Annotated in this window: 10 protein-coding genes and 3 tRNA genes; 7 read left to right on the plus strand and 6 right to left on the minus strand. The window is 38.6% G+C overall.

Annotated elements, in window-relative coordinates; genetic code table 11:
- The first annotated feature begins 6 nt into the window (after positions 1 to 6).
- The 3 genes from ptrA to recD are packed head-to-tail and all read left to right on the plus strand — an operon-like array spanning position 7 to position 8,416.
- On the plus strand, positions 7 to 2,895 hold the full coding sequence (gene ptrA / locus AB4J89_RS10120) for a pitrilysin (RefSeq protein ID WP_102949460.1): 2,889 nt from the start codon (positions 7 to 9) through the stop codon (positions 2,893 to 2,895).
- A complete protein-coding gene (gene recB, locus AB4J89_RS10125) occupies positions 2,892 to 6,503 on the plus strand; it encodes an exodeoxyribonuclease V subunit beta (RefSeq protein WP_368469107.1) in 3,612 nt (1,203 codons plus the stop codon). Before ptrA ends, recB begins: the two co-directional genes overlap by 4 nt.
- Positions 6,504 to 6,505: 2 nt before the next feature.
- The gene (gene recD / locus AB4J89_RS10130; RefSeq protein WP_368469109.1) at positions 6,506 to 8,416 is read left to right on the plus strand and encodes an exodeoxyribonuclease V subunit alpha; all 1,911 of its coding nucleotides are present in this window, start codon (positions 6,506 to 6,508) and stop codon (positions 8,414 to 8,416) included.
- Positions 8,417 to 8,488: 72 nt separating this feature from the next.
- On the opposite strand, the gene argA is transcribed toward recD, so the two are convergent.
- Positions 8,489 to 9,823, minus strand: coding sequence for an amino-acid N-acetyltransferase (gene argA, locus AB4J89_RS10135; RefSeq protein ID WP_088494679.1), 1,335 nt, complete (start codon positions 9,821 to 9,823; stop codon positions 8,489 to 8,491).
- A 240-nt stretch (positions 9,824 to 10,063) separates the two neighbouring features.
- Here argA and amiC point away from each other — a divergent pair, with 240 nt between their 5' ends.
- Positions 10,064 to 11,326, plus strand: a complete 1,263-nt coding sequence (amiC, locus tag AB4J89_RS10140; protein ID WP_088494680.1) for an N-acetylmuramoyl-L-alanine amidase AmiC — start codon at positions 10,064 to 10,066, stop codon at positions 11,324 to 11,326.
- Between the two features lie 211 nt (positions 11,327 to 11,537).
- Here amiC and AB4J89_RS10145 read toward each other — a convergent pair.
- The 3 genes from AB4J89_RS10145 to AB4J89_RS10155 form a co-directional block, all read right to left on the minus strand.
- A tRNA-Met gene (locus AB4J89_RS10145) sits at positions 11,538 to 11,614 on the minus strand.
- A gap of 22 nt (positions 11,615 to 11,636) precedes the next feature.
- A tRNA-Met gene (locus AB4J89_RS10150) sits at positions 11,637 to 11,713 on the minus strand.
- 30 nt (positions 11,714 to 11,743) lie between these two features.
- Positions 11,744 to 11,820: transfer RNA gene (locus AB4J89_RS10155), tRNA-Met, on the minus strand.
- 293 nt (positions 11,821 to 12,113) lie between these two features.
- On the opposite strand from AB4J89_RS10155, the gene mltA reads away from it, so the two are divergent.
- Positions 12,114 to 13,208 carry a murein transglycosylase A gene (gene mltA / locus AB4J89_RS10160; RefSeq protein ID WP_088494681.1) on the plus strand — a complete coding sequence of 365 codons (1,095 nt, stop codon included), beginning with the start codon at positions 12,114 to 12,116 and terminating at the stop codon, positions 13,206 to 13,208.
- A gap of 110 nt (positions 13,209 to 13,318) precedes the next feature.
- On the plus strand, positions 13,319 to 14,161 hold the full coding sequence (gene tcdA, locus AB4J89_RS10165) for a tRNA cyclic N6-threonylcarbamoyladenosine(37) synthase TcdA (RefSeq protein ID WP_088495992.1): 843 nt from the start codon (positions 13,319 to 13,321) through the stop codon (positions 14,159 to 14,161).
- A gap of 356 nt (positions 14,162 to 14,517) precedes the next feature.
- On the opposite strand, the gene csdE is transcribed toward tcdA, so the two are convergent.
- Positions 14,518 to 14,964, minus strand: coding sequence for a cysteine desulfurase sulfur acceptor subunit CsdE (csdE, locus tag AB4J89_RS10170; RefSeq protein ID WP_088494682.1), 447 nt, complete (start codon positions 14,962 to 14,964; stop codon positions 14,518 to 14,520).
- Positions 14,965 to 14,969: 5 nt separating this feature from the next.
- Positions 14,970 to 16,181, minus strand: coding sequence for a cysteine desulfurase CsdA (gene csdA / locus AB4J89_RS10175; RefSeq protein WP_368469112.1), 1,212 nt, complete (start codon positions 16,179 to 16,181; stop codon positions 14,970 to 14,972).
- A gap of 662 nt (positions 16,182 to 16,843) precedes the next feature.
- On the opposite strand from csdA, the gene AB4J89_RS10180 reads away from it, so the two are divergent.
- Positions 16,844 to 17,764 carry a transcriptional regulator GcvA gene (locus AB4J89_RS10180; protein ID WP_023582728.1) on the plus strand — a complete coding sequence of 307 codons (921 nt, stop codon included), beginning with the start codon at positions 16,844 to 16,846 and terminating at the stop codon, positions 17,762 to 17,764.
- The last annotated feature ends 11 nt before the right edge of the window (positions 17,765 to 17,775 follow it).

Below are 17,775 nucleotides of genomic sequence, written 5' to 3' on the forward strand. Positions count from 1 at the left end.
TATCAGATGAGAAAATACTTCTCGCAACTATGGATCATGTTGCTATTGATGCTAGTGAGTATCAACAGCTTTGCTGCTGATCCTCTCTGGCAAGTATTGCCTGATAGCATTGAAAAAAGTGAGAGTGATCCACGGCAATATCAAGCGATTAAACTACCTAATGAAATGACTGTATTACTGGTTTCTGATGAAAAAGCAGTTAAATCATTAACGGCTGTTGCATTACCTGTTGGAGCATTAGAAGATCCAGATAGTCAGCAAGGTCTTGCGCACTATTTAGAGCATATGGTGCTAATGGGATCGGTGAAATATCCTCAATCAGGCAGTATGTCTGAATTCCTACAAAAGAATGGTGGCTCTCATAATGCGAGTACAACGACTTACCGTACTGCGTTCTATTTAGAAGTAGAAAACAGTGCCATTAATGAAGCGGTAGATCGCCTTGCTGATGCTTTAGCTGAACCTTTACTTGATCCTAAAAATGCAGATCGTGAACGTAATGCAGTTAATGCTGAATTAACAATGGCGCGGGCACGCGATGGCATGCGTTTTTGGCAAGTCAGAGCAGAAACTTTAAACCCAGCACATCCAAGTTCTCGCTTTATGGGGGGGAATCTAGAGACATTAAGTGATAAACCAAATAGTAAGCTTCAAGATGAATTGATTAAATTCTATCAGACACACTATTCTGGCAATTTAATGAATGGTGTTATTTATAGTAATAAATCACTTGATGAATTATCTAAATTAGCCGCAGAGACTTTTGCTCGTATCCCGAATAAAAAGGCTGACGTGCCTGTCACAACAGTACCTGCTATGACGGATAAAGAAAAAGGGTTAATGATCCATCTTGTACCTGCTTTGCCACAAAAAACCTTACAGATTGAATTTGGTATTGATAATAATGTCGCCGATTTTCGTAGTAAATCTGATGAATATATTGGTTATTTAATCGGTAATCGTAGCGCGGGCACATTGGCAACATGGCTACAAGATCAAGGCTTGGCTGAAAGTATTAGTGCCTCTTCAGAGCCTTATATTGATCGTAACCAAGGCTCATTTACGATTTATGTCGCGTTGACAGATAAAGGTTTAGCGCAAAAAGACAAAGTGATTTCTGCTATCTTTTCATATATTCGTTTAATTCAAACAGAAGGTATCAGTCAGCGCTACTTTAATGAAATTGCGAATGTATTAGATCTCTCATTCCGTTATGGCTCTATTGTAAGAGATATGAATTACATAGAAGGTATTTCGGATATGATGCTGCGTTATCCAATCAAAAATATCCTAGATGCAGACTATATTGCTGATAATTATGAACCTTCAGCGATCCTTTCTCGTCTTGATTCTCTTACACCAGAGAAGGCTCGTATTTGGGTAATTAGTCCTAATGAACCTTCTAACAAACAAGCCTATTTTGTTAATGCGCCTTATCAGGTTGATAAAATCACAGATAAGCAATTAAAAACATGGCAAGCATTATCAGACGATATTTCATTATCACTGCCAGCACTTAACCCTTACATTCCTGATAATCTTTCACTGATTGATGCGGACAGCAAAATCATCAAACCACAATTGTTGTGGCAAGATAAAAGCGCTCGCTTATTTTATATGCCATCACACTATTTTTCTGATGAGCCTAAAGCCAGTGTGACATTAAGTTTAGTGAATAAGAAATCAGACATTACTGTTAAGCAGCAAGTGACGCAAACCTTAACTGACTATCTTGCTGGTTTAGCATTAAGTGAATTATCTTACCAAGCTTCTGTTGCGGGAATGAATATCTCATCCTCATCAGGGCAAGGCATTGATTTTTCAATGAATGGGTATACACAACATTTACCAGAATTAGTTAATGCGACACTGAAAAGCTATATGAGTTTTGAATCAACTCAAGAAGAACTAGATCAGGCTAAATCTTGGTATCGTGAACAGCTTGAAGTGACTCATAACTTAAAAGCATTTGAAGCCGCTATGCTGCCAGCTCGTCGATTAAATACGATCCCGTATTATGAAGAAGCTGAAAAAATCAAAGCATTAGAGTCAATTACGCTACAAGATATTATTGATAATCGCCGTGAAGTCATTAAAAACGCGGCACTTCAAGCGCTGATTATTGGTAACTTAACGCCAGAGCAAAGCCGTGATATTGCTAAATCTGCACACGAATTATTAGGTAATCAAGGTACAGAATATTGGATCGGTGAAACATTAGTATTCAATAAATTAAATGCGGTTGAATTCCAAAATAAATCGAAGAGCACTGATAATGCATTAGGTGAGCTTTATATCCCAACAGGTTATAGCCGTCTTGAAGGTCAGGCAATTTCTTCAGTGTTAGCCTCTGTTATCAAACCTTGGTTCTATGATCAATTAAGAACAGAAGAGCAACTAGGTTATGCTGTATTTGCTTATCAAGGCACTATGGGTGAGCAATCAGGTATCGGCTTTTTACTACAAAGTAATGCAAAACCGCCTGTCTACTTAAATGAGCGCTATAACGCATTTTATCAACAAGCTTACGAACGTTTGAAAAAAATGAACGAGGCTGATTTTAATCAGTATAAGCAAGCGATTATTACTGAAGTTAAACAGCCACCTCAAACATTCTATGAAGAAGTTTCTCTTTATCGAAATGACTTCCATCGTAATAACTTAAAATATGATGGACGTGAAAAATTCTTAGCTGAGCTTAATAAAGTCACATTAAAACAAGCTATTGAATTTTATGAAAAAGCAATTATAAAACCTAACGGATTTATTTTTGTTTCTCAAGTTATTGGTAAAGATGGCAAAGATGCTGATTACGCAGAAAATAAACAATGGAAGCGTTACACCACAGTAAGTGAATTACAAAAAACCTTACCTGTTGAGGAAATTAAAGAGTGAGTGAAGTGATACAGGCACAGCCATTAAACCCGTATACGCTTCCTCTGTACCAAAGACGCCTCATTGAGGCGTCTGCAGGAACAGGAAAAACTTATACAATAGGGTTATTGTATTTACGGTTGCTTCTTGGATTAGGCGGAGAGTCTGCATTCTACCGCCCTCTCAGTGTTGAAGAGATTTTAGTTGTGACATTTACGGATGCGGCGACAGATGAATTACGAGCACGTATTCGTAAAAATATCCATGAACTAAGACTTGCCTGTATCCGTCACGATGTTGAAAGTAGTGATAATACTTACCATGAGTTACTCAAACAGATACCTAATAAAGAGCTAGCTGCACAGTGGTTGCTAGAAGCTGAACGTCAAATGGACGAAGCGGCTATTTACACCATTCATGGCTTTTGTCAGCGTATGTTGGCAAACAACGCATTTGAATCAGGAGTCTTGTTTGAACAAGTCTTGATCCAAGATGAATATGAGCTCAAAAAACGGGTATGTGCTGACTTCTGGCGTCGTCATTGTTATCCACTTTCTTATGATGTTGCTAATGCAGTAAGCCAGATTTGGTCTGGCCCAGAACAACTGCTTTATGAAATACAGCCTTATTTACAAGGTGAAATGCCTGAAATAGAAGGTGTGGCATTAGATAGCGAAAATGAATCAGTAAAAGAGCGTCATCAAGCGGTTATTGAAGCAATTAATAATGTTAAAACTCGTTGGAATGAACATCATCATGAAGTTGAAGCATGGATAACCACTTCAGGAGTTGATAAGCGTAGTTACAGCAGTCGTTTCTTACCTAAATGGATTGAAGAAATCACTCTGTGGGCGTCAACACTAGAAACTAAAAGCTATCAATTACCTGATTGTTTAGTTCGTTTTTCTCAAGAAACATTGAATGAGAAGGCGACTAAAGGTCCAGCGCCAGAGCATATTCTGTTCGTTGAAATTGAACGATTAACAAAGCAGAGTTTGACTTTGCGTGATGTTATTTTGGTCAACGCGATCCCTGAAATACGCCAAGGTATTGAAAATGAAAAAATGCGTCGTGGCGAAATGGGATTCGATGATTTATTAACACGTTTAGATAGAGCATTGAAACGTGAAGGTGGTGAAGCTTTAGCGCAAGCCATTCGTGAACGCTATCCAGTTGCAATGATTGATGAATTCCAAGATACAGATCCTCAACAGTATCGTATTTTTGATGCGATTTATGGTGAGTATGAAAACAGCGGTTTGTTGTTTATCGGTGATCCTAAACAGGCAATTTATGCTTTCCGTGGTGCGGATATTTTTACTTATATTCAAGCTAGAAAGCAGACATCTCATCACTACACATTAAACACTAACTGGCGCTCTGCACCGGGTATGGTGAATGCAGTTAACAAACTTTTTATGCGTTCGAATGCTCCATTTTTATTTGAGCATATCCCTTTTATTGAAGTAAGTTCAGCTGAAAAAAACCAAGACATGGCTTTTATTTACCATGATAAACCGATTTCTCCTTTTAATTTTTGGCTTGCTGAAGGTGAAAGTGTTTCTACGGGAAATTATGAACAAATCATGGCGGCACAATGTGCTGCACAAATTCGTGATTGGTTATCAGCTGGGGATCAGCAACAAGCTTGGCTGATTGAACAAGATACAAAAAAATCGGTTACATCTGCTGATATTATGGTGTTAGTGCGTAGCCGTAGAGAAGCCGTACTTATTCGTGACGCACTGAATTTACTTTCGATACAATCGGTGTTTTTATCCAATCGTGAAAGTGTATTTGAAACCAATGAAGCTAAAGATCTACTTTGGTTATTACAAGCAGTTGTAACGCCGGAGAAAGAGCGAGTCTTAAGGGCATCTTTAGCTAGCCGATTATTTGGTTTTAGCGCGAAGCAAATTGATGATTTGAACCGCAGTGAGGCGCGCTGGAATAGCTACGTAGAGAAATTTGCTGATTATTATGTACTATGGCAAAAGCGTGGTGTTTTACCGATGTTGCGTAAAATCATGATGGATAATCAGATTGCGGAAAACTTGCTCGCAAGTATTGATGGTGAGCGTCGGCTTACAGATATCATGCATATCGGTGAACTATTACAAGAAACATCATTACAACTTGATAGTGAACACGCCCTTATTCGTTGGTTAGCACAACAGATTTCTCATCCTGATGCGCAGTCTGAAAGCCAACAAATGCGTTTGGAAAGCGACCGAAATCTTGTGCGGATTTGCACTATCCATAAATCTAAAGGCCTTGAATATCCTATCGTTTGCTTACCTTTTGCTTGTAATTATCAAGAGCAGAAAGGGGCGCTTTATCATGATAGAGAGAAATTTTACGCAAAATTAGATATTTTTAGCCGACCTGAAAGTTTGCGTTTAGCAGATGAAGAGCGCTTAGCTGAAGATTTACGCTTACTTTATGTAGCATTAACACGATCTAAATTCTGCTGTTATGTTGGTGTTGCTCCTCTTGTTAAGGGGACTAAACGTAAGTCAGGGCTTACCGATCTGCATAAAAATGCTTTAGGGTATTTATTGCAACAAGGCGAAGAAGGTAATAGTGAATTATTGCATCAATCAATCCATGCCTTATTAGATGAGAATATCAGTGTAACAACGCTTGATAATATGTCTGCACATCGTTATCAGCCTCAATTATTGGCTGAAACAAAACTTGAGGCAGCTATATTTAAACGCCAGATCCACGATAATTGGCGTATAACGAGCTATTCAGGGTTAACCTATCAGCATTCAAATCGCAGTTATCATTTCGATTTAGGTGATATTGAGGCTTTGGTGCAATCTATCGCACCAGGGCTTGATACAGATGCTAAAGGTGAAAAGCAACAAGGAGAGGTTGATGAAAATTCGATTCATCATTTCCCTCGTGGTGCAGTAGCAGGAACGTTCTTACACAGTTTGCTGGAAGTATTAGATTTTTCACAACCTATTGATGAACTGTGGATGCAAGGACAATTGACAGCTCAAGGTTTTGATGAAAAGTGGGCTCCTCTTTTAGTTTCATGGATGGAAACGCTATTTCATACACCTCTTAATACTCAAGAATTGTGTCTTGCTGATATCCCAAAATCACAACAACTTGATGAATTACAATTCTATTTGCCTATTGAAAAAGAGGTATCATCAACCCAGTTGACTCAATTAATTAGCCAGTTTGATCCACTATCAAAACGTTGTCCAGCTTTGCAATTTCAACAAGTAGAAGGAATGCTCAAAGGCTTTATTGACTTAGTCTTTTCTTGGGAAGGTAAATACTATGTTGTGGATTATAAATCGAATTGGTTAGGTGAATCGAGTGAGGATTACACACAAGAAGCGATGATGAATGCAATGATGGATCATCGCTACGACTTGCAATATCAACTCTATACCTTAGCGTTACATCGTTTTTTACAACAGCGCATCCCTGATTATGATTACCAAAGCCACTTTGGCGGAATTTATTACCTCTTCTTACGAGGTATAGACAAAGCGCATCCCGGAAATGGAGTTTATGCTTATTTACCTGATGAGGCTTTTGTTTTGGCTCTAGATTCACTATTTACAGGTAAAAGTAGCAAACTCGATGTAGTCGGTGAGAAATAAAAATGATCAAACTATTAGAACAAGCGATTACACAAAACTTATTACGGCCTTTAGATCTTCGATTTGCACAAATGCTGGTGGAAGATGAAAACCCTATTTTACTGTTTATATTTGCTTATTTGAGTGCTCAAACTGGAGCGGGTCATGTTTGTTTACCATTGAGTATTATTCAGAAAGATCAACTGTTTGATGGTAGACAAAAGGAGTTTGCACAAGAAATTTGGCAAAAAATGGGTAAGCCTTCTGCTAAAAAAATAGTAGAAGAATTGACTCATTGTCATTGTGTTAATCAAAGTGGCGATGATTCTCCCTCACCCATTATTTTAGATAATGAACTTCTTTATCTACAAAGAATGTGGAGCTATGAAGAGAAAGTTGCTCGTTTTTTTAGGCAAGAGCATGCCATTGTTGATATTGATGAGAATGAATTAATTAAAGTACTCGACCAACTTTTTCCAACAACGAAAGAAAGCCAAGAAACAAATTGGCAAAAAGTGGCTGCGAGTGTTGCTATTACAACCCCTACCTCTATTATTTCTGGGGGGCCTGGAACAGGGAAAACGACAACAGTTGCTAAAATTTTAGCGGCTTTTGTGATGCTTACATCGAATGAAAAGCCGATTATTCAATTAGCGGCTCCTACCGGTAAAGCCGCTGCGAGATTAACAGAGTCTTTAGGTAACGCTTTGGCACAACTTAATTTAAGCGAAGAAGAAAATAAGTGGATGCCAAAACAGGCACAAACTATTCATCGTTTATTAGGCGCTCAGCCTGAAAGCCAGCAAGTGCGTTACCATAAAGATAATCCATTACAGCTTGATATTTTAGTTGTTGATGAAGCATCGATGGTTGATTTACCTATGATGGCGCGTTTGATTGATGCACTTCCACCAAAATGCCACGTTATTTTCTTAGGTGATAAAGACCAACTAGCTTCTGTTGAGGCGGGCGCCGTATTAGGTGATATTTGCCGTTTTTCTGAAAATGGTTTTAGTCAAAAGAGATTTGATCAAATTAATCACTTGACCCAAGGTGAGCTGGTTAAATCTACCGACATTATTCCTGTCTCTCAAACACCCGTTTCTGTCGTCAGTGATTCTCTGTGTCTGCTACGAAAAAGCTACCGCTTTGGTGAGAATTCAGGGATAGGGCAACTTGCTTTCGCGGTTAATAAAGGACAGACCAAAACAGCCATTGCGTTGTTGAAAAAAGCAGAGATTAGCCCACAACAGCTTGAAATCGCATTAGAGCCTCAAGATGTGAGCTTTATTGCTTTAGAGTCAAAAGAGAGTTATTTACTGATGATCCAAGATGCTGTTAATGCCTATCGAGAGTATCTCACTTTAGTTTCTCAAAAAGCATCACCTGATATTATTCTTAATGCATTTAACCAATACCGTTTATTGTGCGCGCGAAGAGAAGGCCCTTTCGGTGTGAGTGGTCTAAATGACAGAATTGAAATGTTATTGCATCGTCAGCGATTGATCCGCCGTCCTACAAATAGTTATCAAAGTGATTATATTGGACGCCCCATTATGATCCAACGAAATGACAGTACGTTAGGTCTGTTTAATGGTGATATTGGTATTATGCTCAATAATGATGAAGGTGAAATGAAAGCTTTTTTCCAACTACCTGATGGAAAATTGAAAGCGATCCAACCTAGCCGATTACCACAACATGAAACTGCGTATGTAATGACAGTGCATAAATCACAAGGTTCGGAATTTACCCATACAGCGTTAGTACTGCCCGATAAATTTTCACCTGTTGTTAGTCGTGAATTATTGTATACCGCATTAACACGGGCTAAACAGAAGCTTTCTCTTTATGCCTCAGAGTTGATGGTGAAAATGGCAATACAAACACGTATTCAACGTCGAAGTGGATTAATTGATAAGTTACGTTATTAGTCGTTAGTTAATAATGAAAATAATAAAAGACAGGCATTGAGAGGGATACCTGTCTTTTTTTATATTTGGCAATTACTCTTTATGTAAATCTAAAATCAAAATTTTAGAACGACGTTGGTAATTATAAAGTGCTTGTTTTTCAATCGGTAGCTTATCAATTTCAGCTGGTTCAAATCCTTTTTCTTGAAACCAGTGTATGCTGCGAGTTGTCAAAACAAACAGCTTTTCTAACCCTAATTGCTTAGCATGTGCTGAAATACGTTGTAGCAAAACTTCACCACGACAAGAGCTGCGATAATCAGGGTGTACTGCAACACAAGCCATTTCACCAATTTTTTCTGATGGGTAAGGATAGAGTGCGGCACATGCAATAGTCATATTATCGCGTTCAATAATGGTGAATTGGTCAATTTCAATTTCCAGTTGCTCTCTTGAACGTCTGACTAAAATACCTTGTTGTTCTAATGGGCGAATGAGTTCGAGTATGCCACCAATATCATTAATATTCGCTCTACGAACTTTTTCTGCACTCTCCATGACGATTTGAGTACCAATACCATCACGAGAGAATAATTCTTGAATAAGAGCACCATCAGATTGATAACTTAGTAAGTGGCTGCGCTCTACACCACGACGGCAGGCTTTAACTGCTCCCCGTAAGAATCTCACTGTACCTGAATGGTAATCACCTTCCGTTTGTAGCTCTCGAATTTTATCTTCAGCTTGATTAGGCAATAGTTCAGAAACAATGTGTCCTTCTTCATCGACAACACCTTGGAATGAGCAAAAACCAATTATTTTTTGTGCTTTAAGCTTTATCGCAAGTTGTGTTGCTACTTCTTCTGAAGTGAGATTAAAGCTTTCTCCCGTCACAGATACCGCAACTGGACCAATTAATACAATGGCATTACTGTCTAATTGGCGATGAATAGCTTCTTCATCGATACGACGAATTTTTCCGCTATGACAATAATCAACACCATCATCAACCCCTAATGGTTGTGCGATAACAAAGTTACCACTAACAACATTAATATGTGCACCTTGTAATGGCGTATTGCTTAAACTCATTGATAGGCGAGCCGTAATATCAAGTTGCAATGTACCTGCAGCTTGTTTAACGATTTCCAAGGTTTTGCTATCTGTGATGCGTGTATATTTATGATAAATTGGAGATACTTTTTGCACTTCAAGAGCTGTATCTATTTGTGGGCGAGCACCATAAACAACCACTAAACGAATGCCTAGGCTGTGTAACAACCCAATATCGTTAATGATAGATGGGAAGTTTTCGTGAGCAATGGCTTCGCCACCCAGCATAATGACAAATGTTTTGCCTCTATGTGCATTAATATACGGAACCGAGTGGCGGAATCCATCGACCAATTCGGTGCTACGCTCTTTCATAAAACCCTCTCAAGTGAATTTTTATTCGCATTTAATGTATTTTTATTCTTTTTGGAGAGGAATGGCAAGTAAAATCCTATCTTATTGTTTTCCCTGAAGGCAGAATATTCGTGTAAAAGTGAGTAATTGTGCTGTTTTTAAGTGACAGTGAAGTGTGGATTGGGTAAAGTTTTTCGTTCTTAACTTTTTTTATCTCTTTTTAGAGTTTATTGACGTTAATCGTTTTTTTGGAATATTTTCATGAGTCATTCTGAGCACAATCAAACTCGTCGTCGTCTTGTTAAAGGAATTGGCGCGTTATTATTGTTAAGTGTTAGTCCTGTTGGTCTTGCTGCCACAGCATCTATTGTTGCTGTGAGGGTTTGGCCTGCCTCGACTTATACTCGCGTGACTATAGAATCCAGTACACCACTGAAATATCGTCAGTTTGCATTATCAAACCCTGAACGTATTGTGGTGGATTTAGAAGGTATTCAACTTAATAGCACACTAAAAGGTGTTGCTAATCAGGTTCAGACTAGCGATCCCTATTTAAAACTTATTCGCGTTGGTCAAAATACACCTAAAACAGTTCGACTGGTATTTGAAGTAAAAACGCCTGTACAACCACAAATGTTTACGCTTAAACCTGTGGCTGAATTTAAAAACCGTTTGGTGTTAGATTTCTACCCAAGCCACGGCGCTGACACGGAAGAAGATCCTCTTTTAGCGCTATTACGTGAATATAACGACGGTGATTTACAACAAGCTGTACCAGCACAAACCGATACACGTAAACCGGGCAGAGCAGGGCGAGATAGACCGATTATTATCATGATCGATCCTGGGCATGGTGGTGAAGATCCGGGCGCAATAGGTAAATATAAAACACGTGAAAAAGATGTGGTTTTACAAATTGCTCGTCGCTTAAGAACGCTGATTGATAAAGATGCCAAAATGAAGGCGTATATGACACGTAATGAAGATGTCTTTATTCCATTGACAGTACGTGTTGCTAAAGCGAGAAAAATGCAGGCAGATTTATTTGTCTCTATCCATGCTGATGCGTTTACAAACCGCTCTGCAAGAGGTTCTTCTGTTTTTGCATTATCAAAAACGGGCGCAACCAGTAACACTGCACGCTATCTTGCTCAAACACAAAATGAGTCTGACTTAATTGGTGGGGTGAGTAAAAGTGGCGATCGCTATGTAGACCATGCAATGCTCGATCTCGTACAAACTGCGACTATTAATGACAGCCTAAAATTCGGTAGTGAAGTACTTAAGTTATTGGGTGGTATTAATAAACTGCATAAAAATAAAGTCGATCAGGCGGGTTTTGCGGTATTAAAAGCCCCTGAGATCCCTTCTATCTTAGTAGAAACGGCTTTTATCAGTAATATCGAAGAAGAGAAAAAACTAAAAACCGCTAAATTCCAGCAACAGATCGCAGAGTCTATTTTCAAAGGGATCAAAGCTTATTTTGCTAATGGTGGTGAATTAACGTTAGCAGACCGTAGCTAACCTCTTCCTATATCTTTTTTATATTCCAGTAGAAAGCCAAGAACATACGCTTTCTATTGGAGCTTCTTATTGTATTTTCAGCACAATAAATCTATTCAATACAATGCGTTATTGAAATAAAAGAAATGCAATATAGAAATCTATGATTGATAAGATTAGGTTTGTGAATTAAGAGAGAAAGTAAAAATAAGAAGAAATTTTGAAGAGAAATTGGTTGCGGGAGCTGGATTTGAACCAACGACCTTCGGGTTATGAGCCCGACGAGCTACCATGCTGCTCCATCCCGCGACTGAATTGTTGTTTATAGAATTGGTTGCGGGAGCTGGATTTGAACCAACGACCTTCGGGTTATGAGCCCGACGAGCTACCATGCTGCTCCATCCCGCGACTGATACTATAACTTACTGCTTTGTGAATTGGTTGCGGGGGCCAGATTTGAACTGACGACCTTCGGGTTATGAGCCCGACGAGCTACCAAGCTGCTCCACCCCGCGTCTCCACAGAGGGGCACTATACTCAGGATTTACCGAGTTGCAAGTTTTTTATGAAATTTTTACAGTTTTCTTTTAAAAACGGTCAGAAATAACACATCAAGATGTAAATTTAGGCAGTTATACTCGTCATACTTCAAGGTATTTAGAATATATACTTGATGTTTAAAAGTCATATTGATTGGGTGATAATAGAAAGTCTTAGCAATCGGTATATTCATATCTTTATTGATTTTGCTTTGGTATCTTTCTAAGTCAGAATCAACACTCAAATTTAGTCATTAAGCGGGTCAAAAATGGTTACTTGGCGAAAATCGTTAATTTTAGGTATGTTAGCGCTTGCCTTGACAGGATGTCATCGTCCAACAGAGCAAGGGCAACAGTATAAAGATGGAAAGCTTAAGCAAGATCTCATTGAGGTAAGTTCGCCAAACACACAAGGTACACCCATTAATGGCCCTGATTACTTACAACAAGTAAGTCAGATAAACCAGACATCATCTCGTTTGTACAATAGTAATAAAGAAACTTATCAGGCGGTTGAAAACTGGTTACGCTCTGGTGCAGATACACGCCAATTACGTCAGTTCAACCTTTCTGCATTTCAAATGGAAGGGGTTGATAAGTACGGAAATGTTCAATTTACTGGATATTACACGCCGGTTCTTGAAGCTCGTTTAACGCCACAAGGTGAGTTTCAATACCCTCTTTATAAAATGCCAGCAAATAGTCGTTCAAAATTACCTTCTCGTGCTGCTATTTATAATGGTGCATTAAGCCAATCTTTAATTGCGGCTTACAGTAACTCCATTATGGATAACTTTATGATGGAAGTTCAGGGAAGTGGCTATGTTGATTTTGGTGATGGCAAACCTTTAACCTTCTTTGGTTATGCAGGAAAAAATGGACACCCTTACCGTAGTATTGGCAAAGTGCTTATTGATAATGGTGAAGTAGAAAGAAAAGATATGTCTATGCTCGCTATTAGAGATTGGGCTGATAAGCACAATGATGCTGAAGTAAGAAAGTTATTAGAAGAAAACCCATCATTTGTTTTTTTCAAACCAGAGCCTTTTACACCTGTTAGAGGTGCTAGTGCCATCCCACTTGTTGCACTCGCCTCTGTGGCTTCGGATAGAAGCATTATTCCAGCAGGGACGGTGTTACTGGCTGAAATTCCTGTACTTGATAATGCAGGTAATTTTACAGGTGAATATCAAATGCGTTTAATGGTGGCATTAGATGTAGGTGGTGCAATTAAAGGGCATCATTTCGATATTTATCATGGGATTGGTAAAGATGCTGGTCATATGGCAGGTTTTTATAATCACTATGGGCGAGTTTGGGTATTAAAAAAATCACAACTTAACTTATTAAACCCTTCGTCATAAACATGATTGACTATTTATCTGCTCGTTATTAACGGTAAAATTATGCAAACGACATGGCTATTGATATTAATAGCCATGATTATTTCTGTTATTTAGGTTGTTATCGCATTATGCAAAATTCATTATCAGATTCATATTTACAACGCTTTTCTGGAATAGGGCGACTCTATGGGCAAAAAGCGCTGTCTTATTTTGCTCAAGCTCATATTTGTGTCGTGGGTATAGGTGGCGTCGGAAGTTGGGCCGCTGAAGCATTAGCACGTAGTGGTATTGGTGCTATCACCTTAATTGATATGGATGATGTGTGTGTAACTAACACTAATCGTCAAATACATGCGTTGAAAGAGAGTGTGGGTCAACCAAAATGTGAAGTAATGAAACAGCGTATTTTAGAAATCAATCCAGAATGCAAAGTGACTAGTATTGATGATTTTGTCACGGTGGATAATGTCGCTGAAATGATGAATAACAACTTTGATTATGTCATCGATGCAATTGATAGTGTAAGACCAAAAGCTGCATTATTAGCTTATTGCCGTCGTTATAAAATACCCGTGATCACAACAGGCGGCGCTGGTGGGCAAATTGATCCAACACAAATTCAAGTGGTTGATTTAGCAAAAACAATTCAAGATCCTTTAGCTGCTAAATTAAGAGAGCGTTTGAAATCTGATTTTAATGTCGTAAAAAATAGTAAGGGAAAACTAGGGATCGATTGCGTTTTCTCAACAGAACAACTGGTTTATCCACAAGGTGATGGAACGGTTTGCGCAGCAAAAAGTACGGCAGATGGTGTGAAACGAATGGATTGTTCAGCCGGTTTTGGTGCCGTAACGATGGTAACAGCATCATTTGGTTTTATTGCGGTGTCTCATGCTTTGAAGAAGATGTTAGCGAAAGCACAGCGTGCTCATGATACTCGTCATACTTCAAGCCACAGCGTTGTTGACTAGACACATACTCGTCATACTTCGAGCCACAGCGTTGTTGACTGTGTTCATTCGCACTAGCCACATACTCATGATACTCGTCATACTTCAAGTCACAGCGTTGTTGACTGCGTTCATTCGCACTAGTCACATACTTATGTATGCTCCTAGCGACTCATTCACTTGCCGCCTAGCTGTGACTTGAATTATTTAGAGTATCGACTTGTTATATATTAACTTATTAATAAATTTTATTTTTGATCACAGGTTATATGCTTCTAGCGACTCAATCACTTGTCGCCTAGCTGTGACTTGAATTATTTAGAGTATATATTTGTAGCATTATATATTGAGATTTTGAGTCTAAGTGAAGGCTAAGATTAGGATGTGAGTGATTTCAATCGTGCGATAATCGCATTCACTCCGTCAGTGCGAGATTGGCTAATTTGATTAGCCAATCCTAATTGATCAAAAATAGCTAACATATCGATATCAGCTATTTCTTGTGCCGTTTTATTTTCAACCGTAGCTAAAATAATAGTCAGCAAGCCTTTTACAATACGACCATCACTATCACCATAAACATGGTATTTGCCGTCATTATTTAATTCGACACCAAGCCACACTCTATTTTCACAACCTTTGATCTCTTTTTCTGTTGTTTTTAATTCATTAGGTAATGCAGGTAATTTACGTGAAAGTTGAATTAATTGGCGGTATTTGTCTTCCCATGCTTTTGATTTTTGGAAATCTTCAAGCAAGGTAGCTAAGGTAATTTCATGACCAAATGGGTGCTGAGTTGCAAGCAGAGATGTGTTGTTATTCATTTCAATTATTCATCTTTTAAGAGTGATAGAGCAAATTTAACGGCATTAATAAAAGCATCAATATCAGTGTGTTGATTATAAGGCATAAAAGAAATGCGTAAACAGCCTGAAATATTTAATGAATCAATAAGAGGCTGCGCACAGTGTTGTCCTGTGCGTAATGCAATATCTTTCTCTGCGATTAATGTGGCTAAATCACTGTGATGAACACCTTCGAAATTGAAAGAAACAACCGATGAGTTAGCAGCTCGGTAACTGATAAAACCATTTAGCTCACTGAGGCGCTTCTCAGCTTCATCTGCAAGTTCAATAGTATATTGGTTAGCATGATGCATATCTTGCTTTTCTAACCAGGCTAATGTGGCTGAAAATGCAATAACACCTGCAACATTAGGTGTTCCAGCTTCAAAACGCTGAGGAATAGGCGCTGGAGTAAAACCATCAAATGTCACGTTAGTTAGCATCTTTCCGCCACCATGCCAAGGTGCCATCGCCTCTAAAAGCTCACGTTTACCATAACAAATACCTAATCCATTAGGACCATAAAGTTTATGAGCAGAAAAGACATAGAAGTCGATATCGCGTGCGGTGACATCGGTTGGGTGATGAGCAATGCCTTGTGCACCATCGACAACCAGTAAGCAATTATCATATTGGTGAACACATTGAGACACTTTATCTAATGCGATTTGAGCGCCTGTCACATTCGACATTTGGCTAACGGCAACAATTCGTGTCCGTTTATTGATTAAAGCATTTAAGCTATCAATTGAAGGTAAAAAATTATCCTCTATTGCCCAGCGGATCACGCGTGCACCTGTTTGTTCGGCTAGCATCAACCAAGGTATAAGGTTTGCATGATGTTCTTGCTCACTAACAATTATTTCATCACCGGCTTGCAAGCGTGGACGAAAATAGCCTTGAGCAATAAAGTTGAGTGATTCTGTGGTGCCTTTTGTCCAAATAATCGTATCACTATCAGTACTATTGATTAATTCGGCAACTTGTTGACGCGTCGCCTCATATTGTTGCGTTGTCTCTTTAGCATGTTGATATTGGCTACGGTGAACAGTCGCAAAATTATAGCGATAAAACGCATCTGAGGCCTCTATCATGGCGAGAGGCTTTAATGCAGTCGCTGCGCTATCGAGATAAATAGTCTTTTCTTTAAGAGCAGGAAATTGTTGTCGAAATAAATCAGGTGAAAATACGTTCATAGTTAGGCTGTATTGGTAGACGAATAAATTTTCGCGATTTGTCGTTAAAAATAGGGCGTATAGATTATACGGTTAATTATATTTATTTATAACGGAAACCTGAGAGCATCCGTTTGCTATGAGTTATTGTGTCCATAATAACACGATTAAGATGATGAAAGTTCACTCAATAAAAAATCACTGAGATCAGATTAATATCCTACTTTTTCTTGTTTTAATTTATTGGGGATAATTTACGGCGAGTTTTTTAGAATAATGATGATAACTTCATTATAAAAAATGGATGAAAACATCAAAATGGTGTGTGTGAGTAATTAAAAAGTAGATAAAAATAGGGAATAAAAAAAGCACCGCCTTGGCGGTGCACTATAAAATCACTATGGACAGACAGGGTAAATGTACAGGAAGTGAAAAAAAACAGTAGCATCAGCTACTAAGTCTGGAATTTCCAGACAACTTGCAAACACAACATCACAACCACAAAGCCAAAAGTTTTGCAGTATTACTACTACACAACTTTTCGTTCCGGCTTAGGAAGTGCGCTTACTATAGGTATTTACTGGCTAATCATCAAGGGACAATTTATAATGCTTCGCATAAAAAAAACTAATGATGAAAGTTAGGGTCTACTAATAGCCAAAATAGGGGTTTAAGAACCGAATATGTCTAAACGTTTACCGCCATTAAATGCGCTTAGGGTTTTTGATTCAGCGGCACGTCATTTAAGTTTTACTAAAGCCGCTGAAGAATTATTTGTGACACAAGCAGCAGTGAGCCACCAAATTAAAACATTAGAAGAATTCCTTGGGCTAAAATTATTTAGAAGGCGCAACCGCTCTCTTTTATTAACAGAAGAAGGGCAGAGTTATTACCTCGATATTAAGGAAATCTTTTCATCAATTAACGAGGCAACTCGCAAATTATTAGCTCGAAGCGCGAAAGGCGCACTTACCGTTAGCCTTTCTCCAAGTTTTGCTATTCAATGGTTAGTACCACGGTTATCCGGATTTAACCAAGCTTATCCGGGGATTGATGTGCGAATTCAGGCTGTTGATAGAGAAGAAGATAAGCTGGCTGACGATGTTGATGTAGCCATTTTTTATGGTCGAGGAAATTGGACTGGGTTACGTACAGACCGTCTTTATGCGGAATATTTAATTCCTGTTTGTGCGCCATCTTTACTTACAGGTGAAAAACCACTAAAAACCCCATCCGATCTGATTTATCATACACTGCTGCATGATACATCTCGTCGAGATTGGCAAGCTTATGTACGTCAATTAGAGATACAAAATCAGATTAATGTGCAACAAGGGCCTATTTTTAGCCATAGTTCAATGGTGATACAGGCTGCTGTACATGGACAAGGCGTTGCATTAGTTAATAATGTAATGGCTCGTAGTGAAATAGAATCAGGTCGATTAGTAAGACCTTTTCCAGATGTCCTTGTTAGTAAAAATGCATTTTATTTAGTTTGCCAAGATAGTCAGGCTGAATTGGGTAAAATTGCGGCTTTTCGCCAATGGATTTTATCTCAAGCAGCGAATGAGCAAGAAAAGCTGGGTTTACTGACATCATCTTAATATTGCGATTG

The organism is Proteus sp. STS61-E (genome assembly GCF_040932335.1).
GTDB classification, from domain to species: Bacteria; Pseudomonadota; Gammaproteobacteria; order Enterobacterales; family Enterobacteriaceae; genus Proteus; species Proteus mirabilis_B.

Coding starts and splice junctions, on each gene's coding strand:
- csdE (WP_088494682.1), bottom strand. CDS start 14,964: ATGAATAACAACACATCTCTGCTTGCAACTCAGCACCCATTTGGTCAT.
- AB4J89_RS10180 (WP_023582728.1), top strand. CDS start 16,844: ATGTCTAAACGTTTACCGCCATTAAATGCGCTTAGGGTTTTTGATTCA.
- recD (WP_368469109.1), top strand. CDS start 6,506: ATGATCAAACTATTAGAACAAGCGATTACACAAAACTTATTACGGCCT.
- argA (WP_088494679.1), bottom strand. CDS start 9,823: ATGAAAGAGCGTAGCACCGAATTGGTCGATGGATTCCGCCACTCGGTT.
- mltA (WP_088494681.1), top strand. CDS start 12,114: ATGGTTACTTGGCGAAAATCGTTAATTTTAGGTATGTTAGCGCTTGCC.
- ptrA (WP_102949460.1), top strand. CDS start 7: ATGAGAAAATACTTCTCGCAACTATGGATCATGTTGCTATTGATGCTA.
- csdA (WP_368469112.1), bottom strand. CDS start 16,181: ATGAACGTATTTTCACCTGATTTATTTCGACAACAATTTCCTGCTCTT.
- amiC (WP_088494680.1), top strand. CDS start 10,064: ATGAGTCATTCTGAGCACAATCAAACTCGTCGTCGTCTTGTTAAAGGA.
- tcdA (WP_088495992.1), top strand. CDS start 13,319: ATGCAAAATTCATTATCAGATTCATATTTACAACGCTTTTCTGGAATA.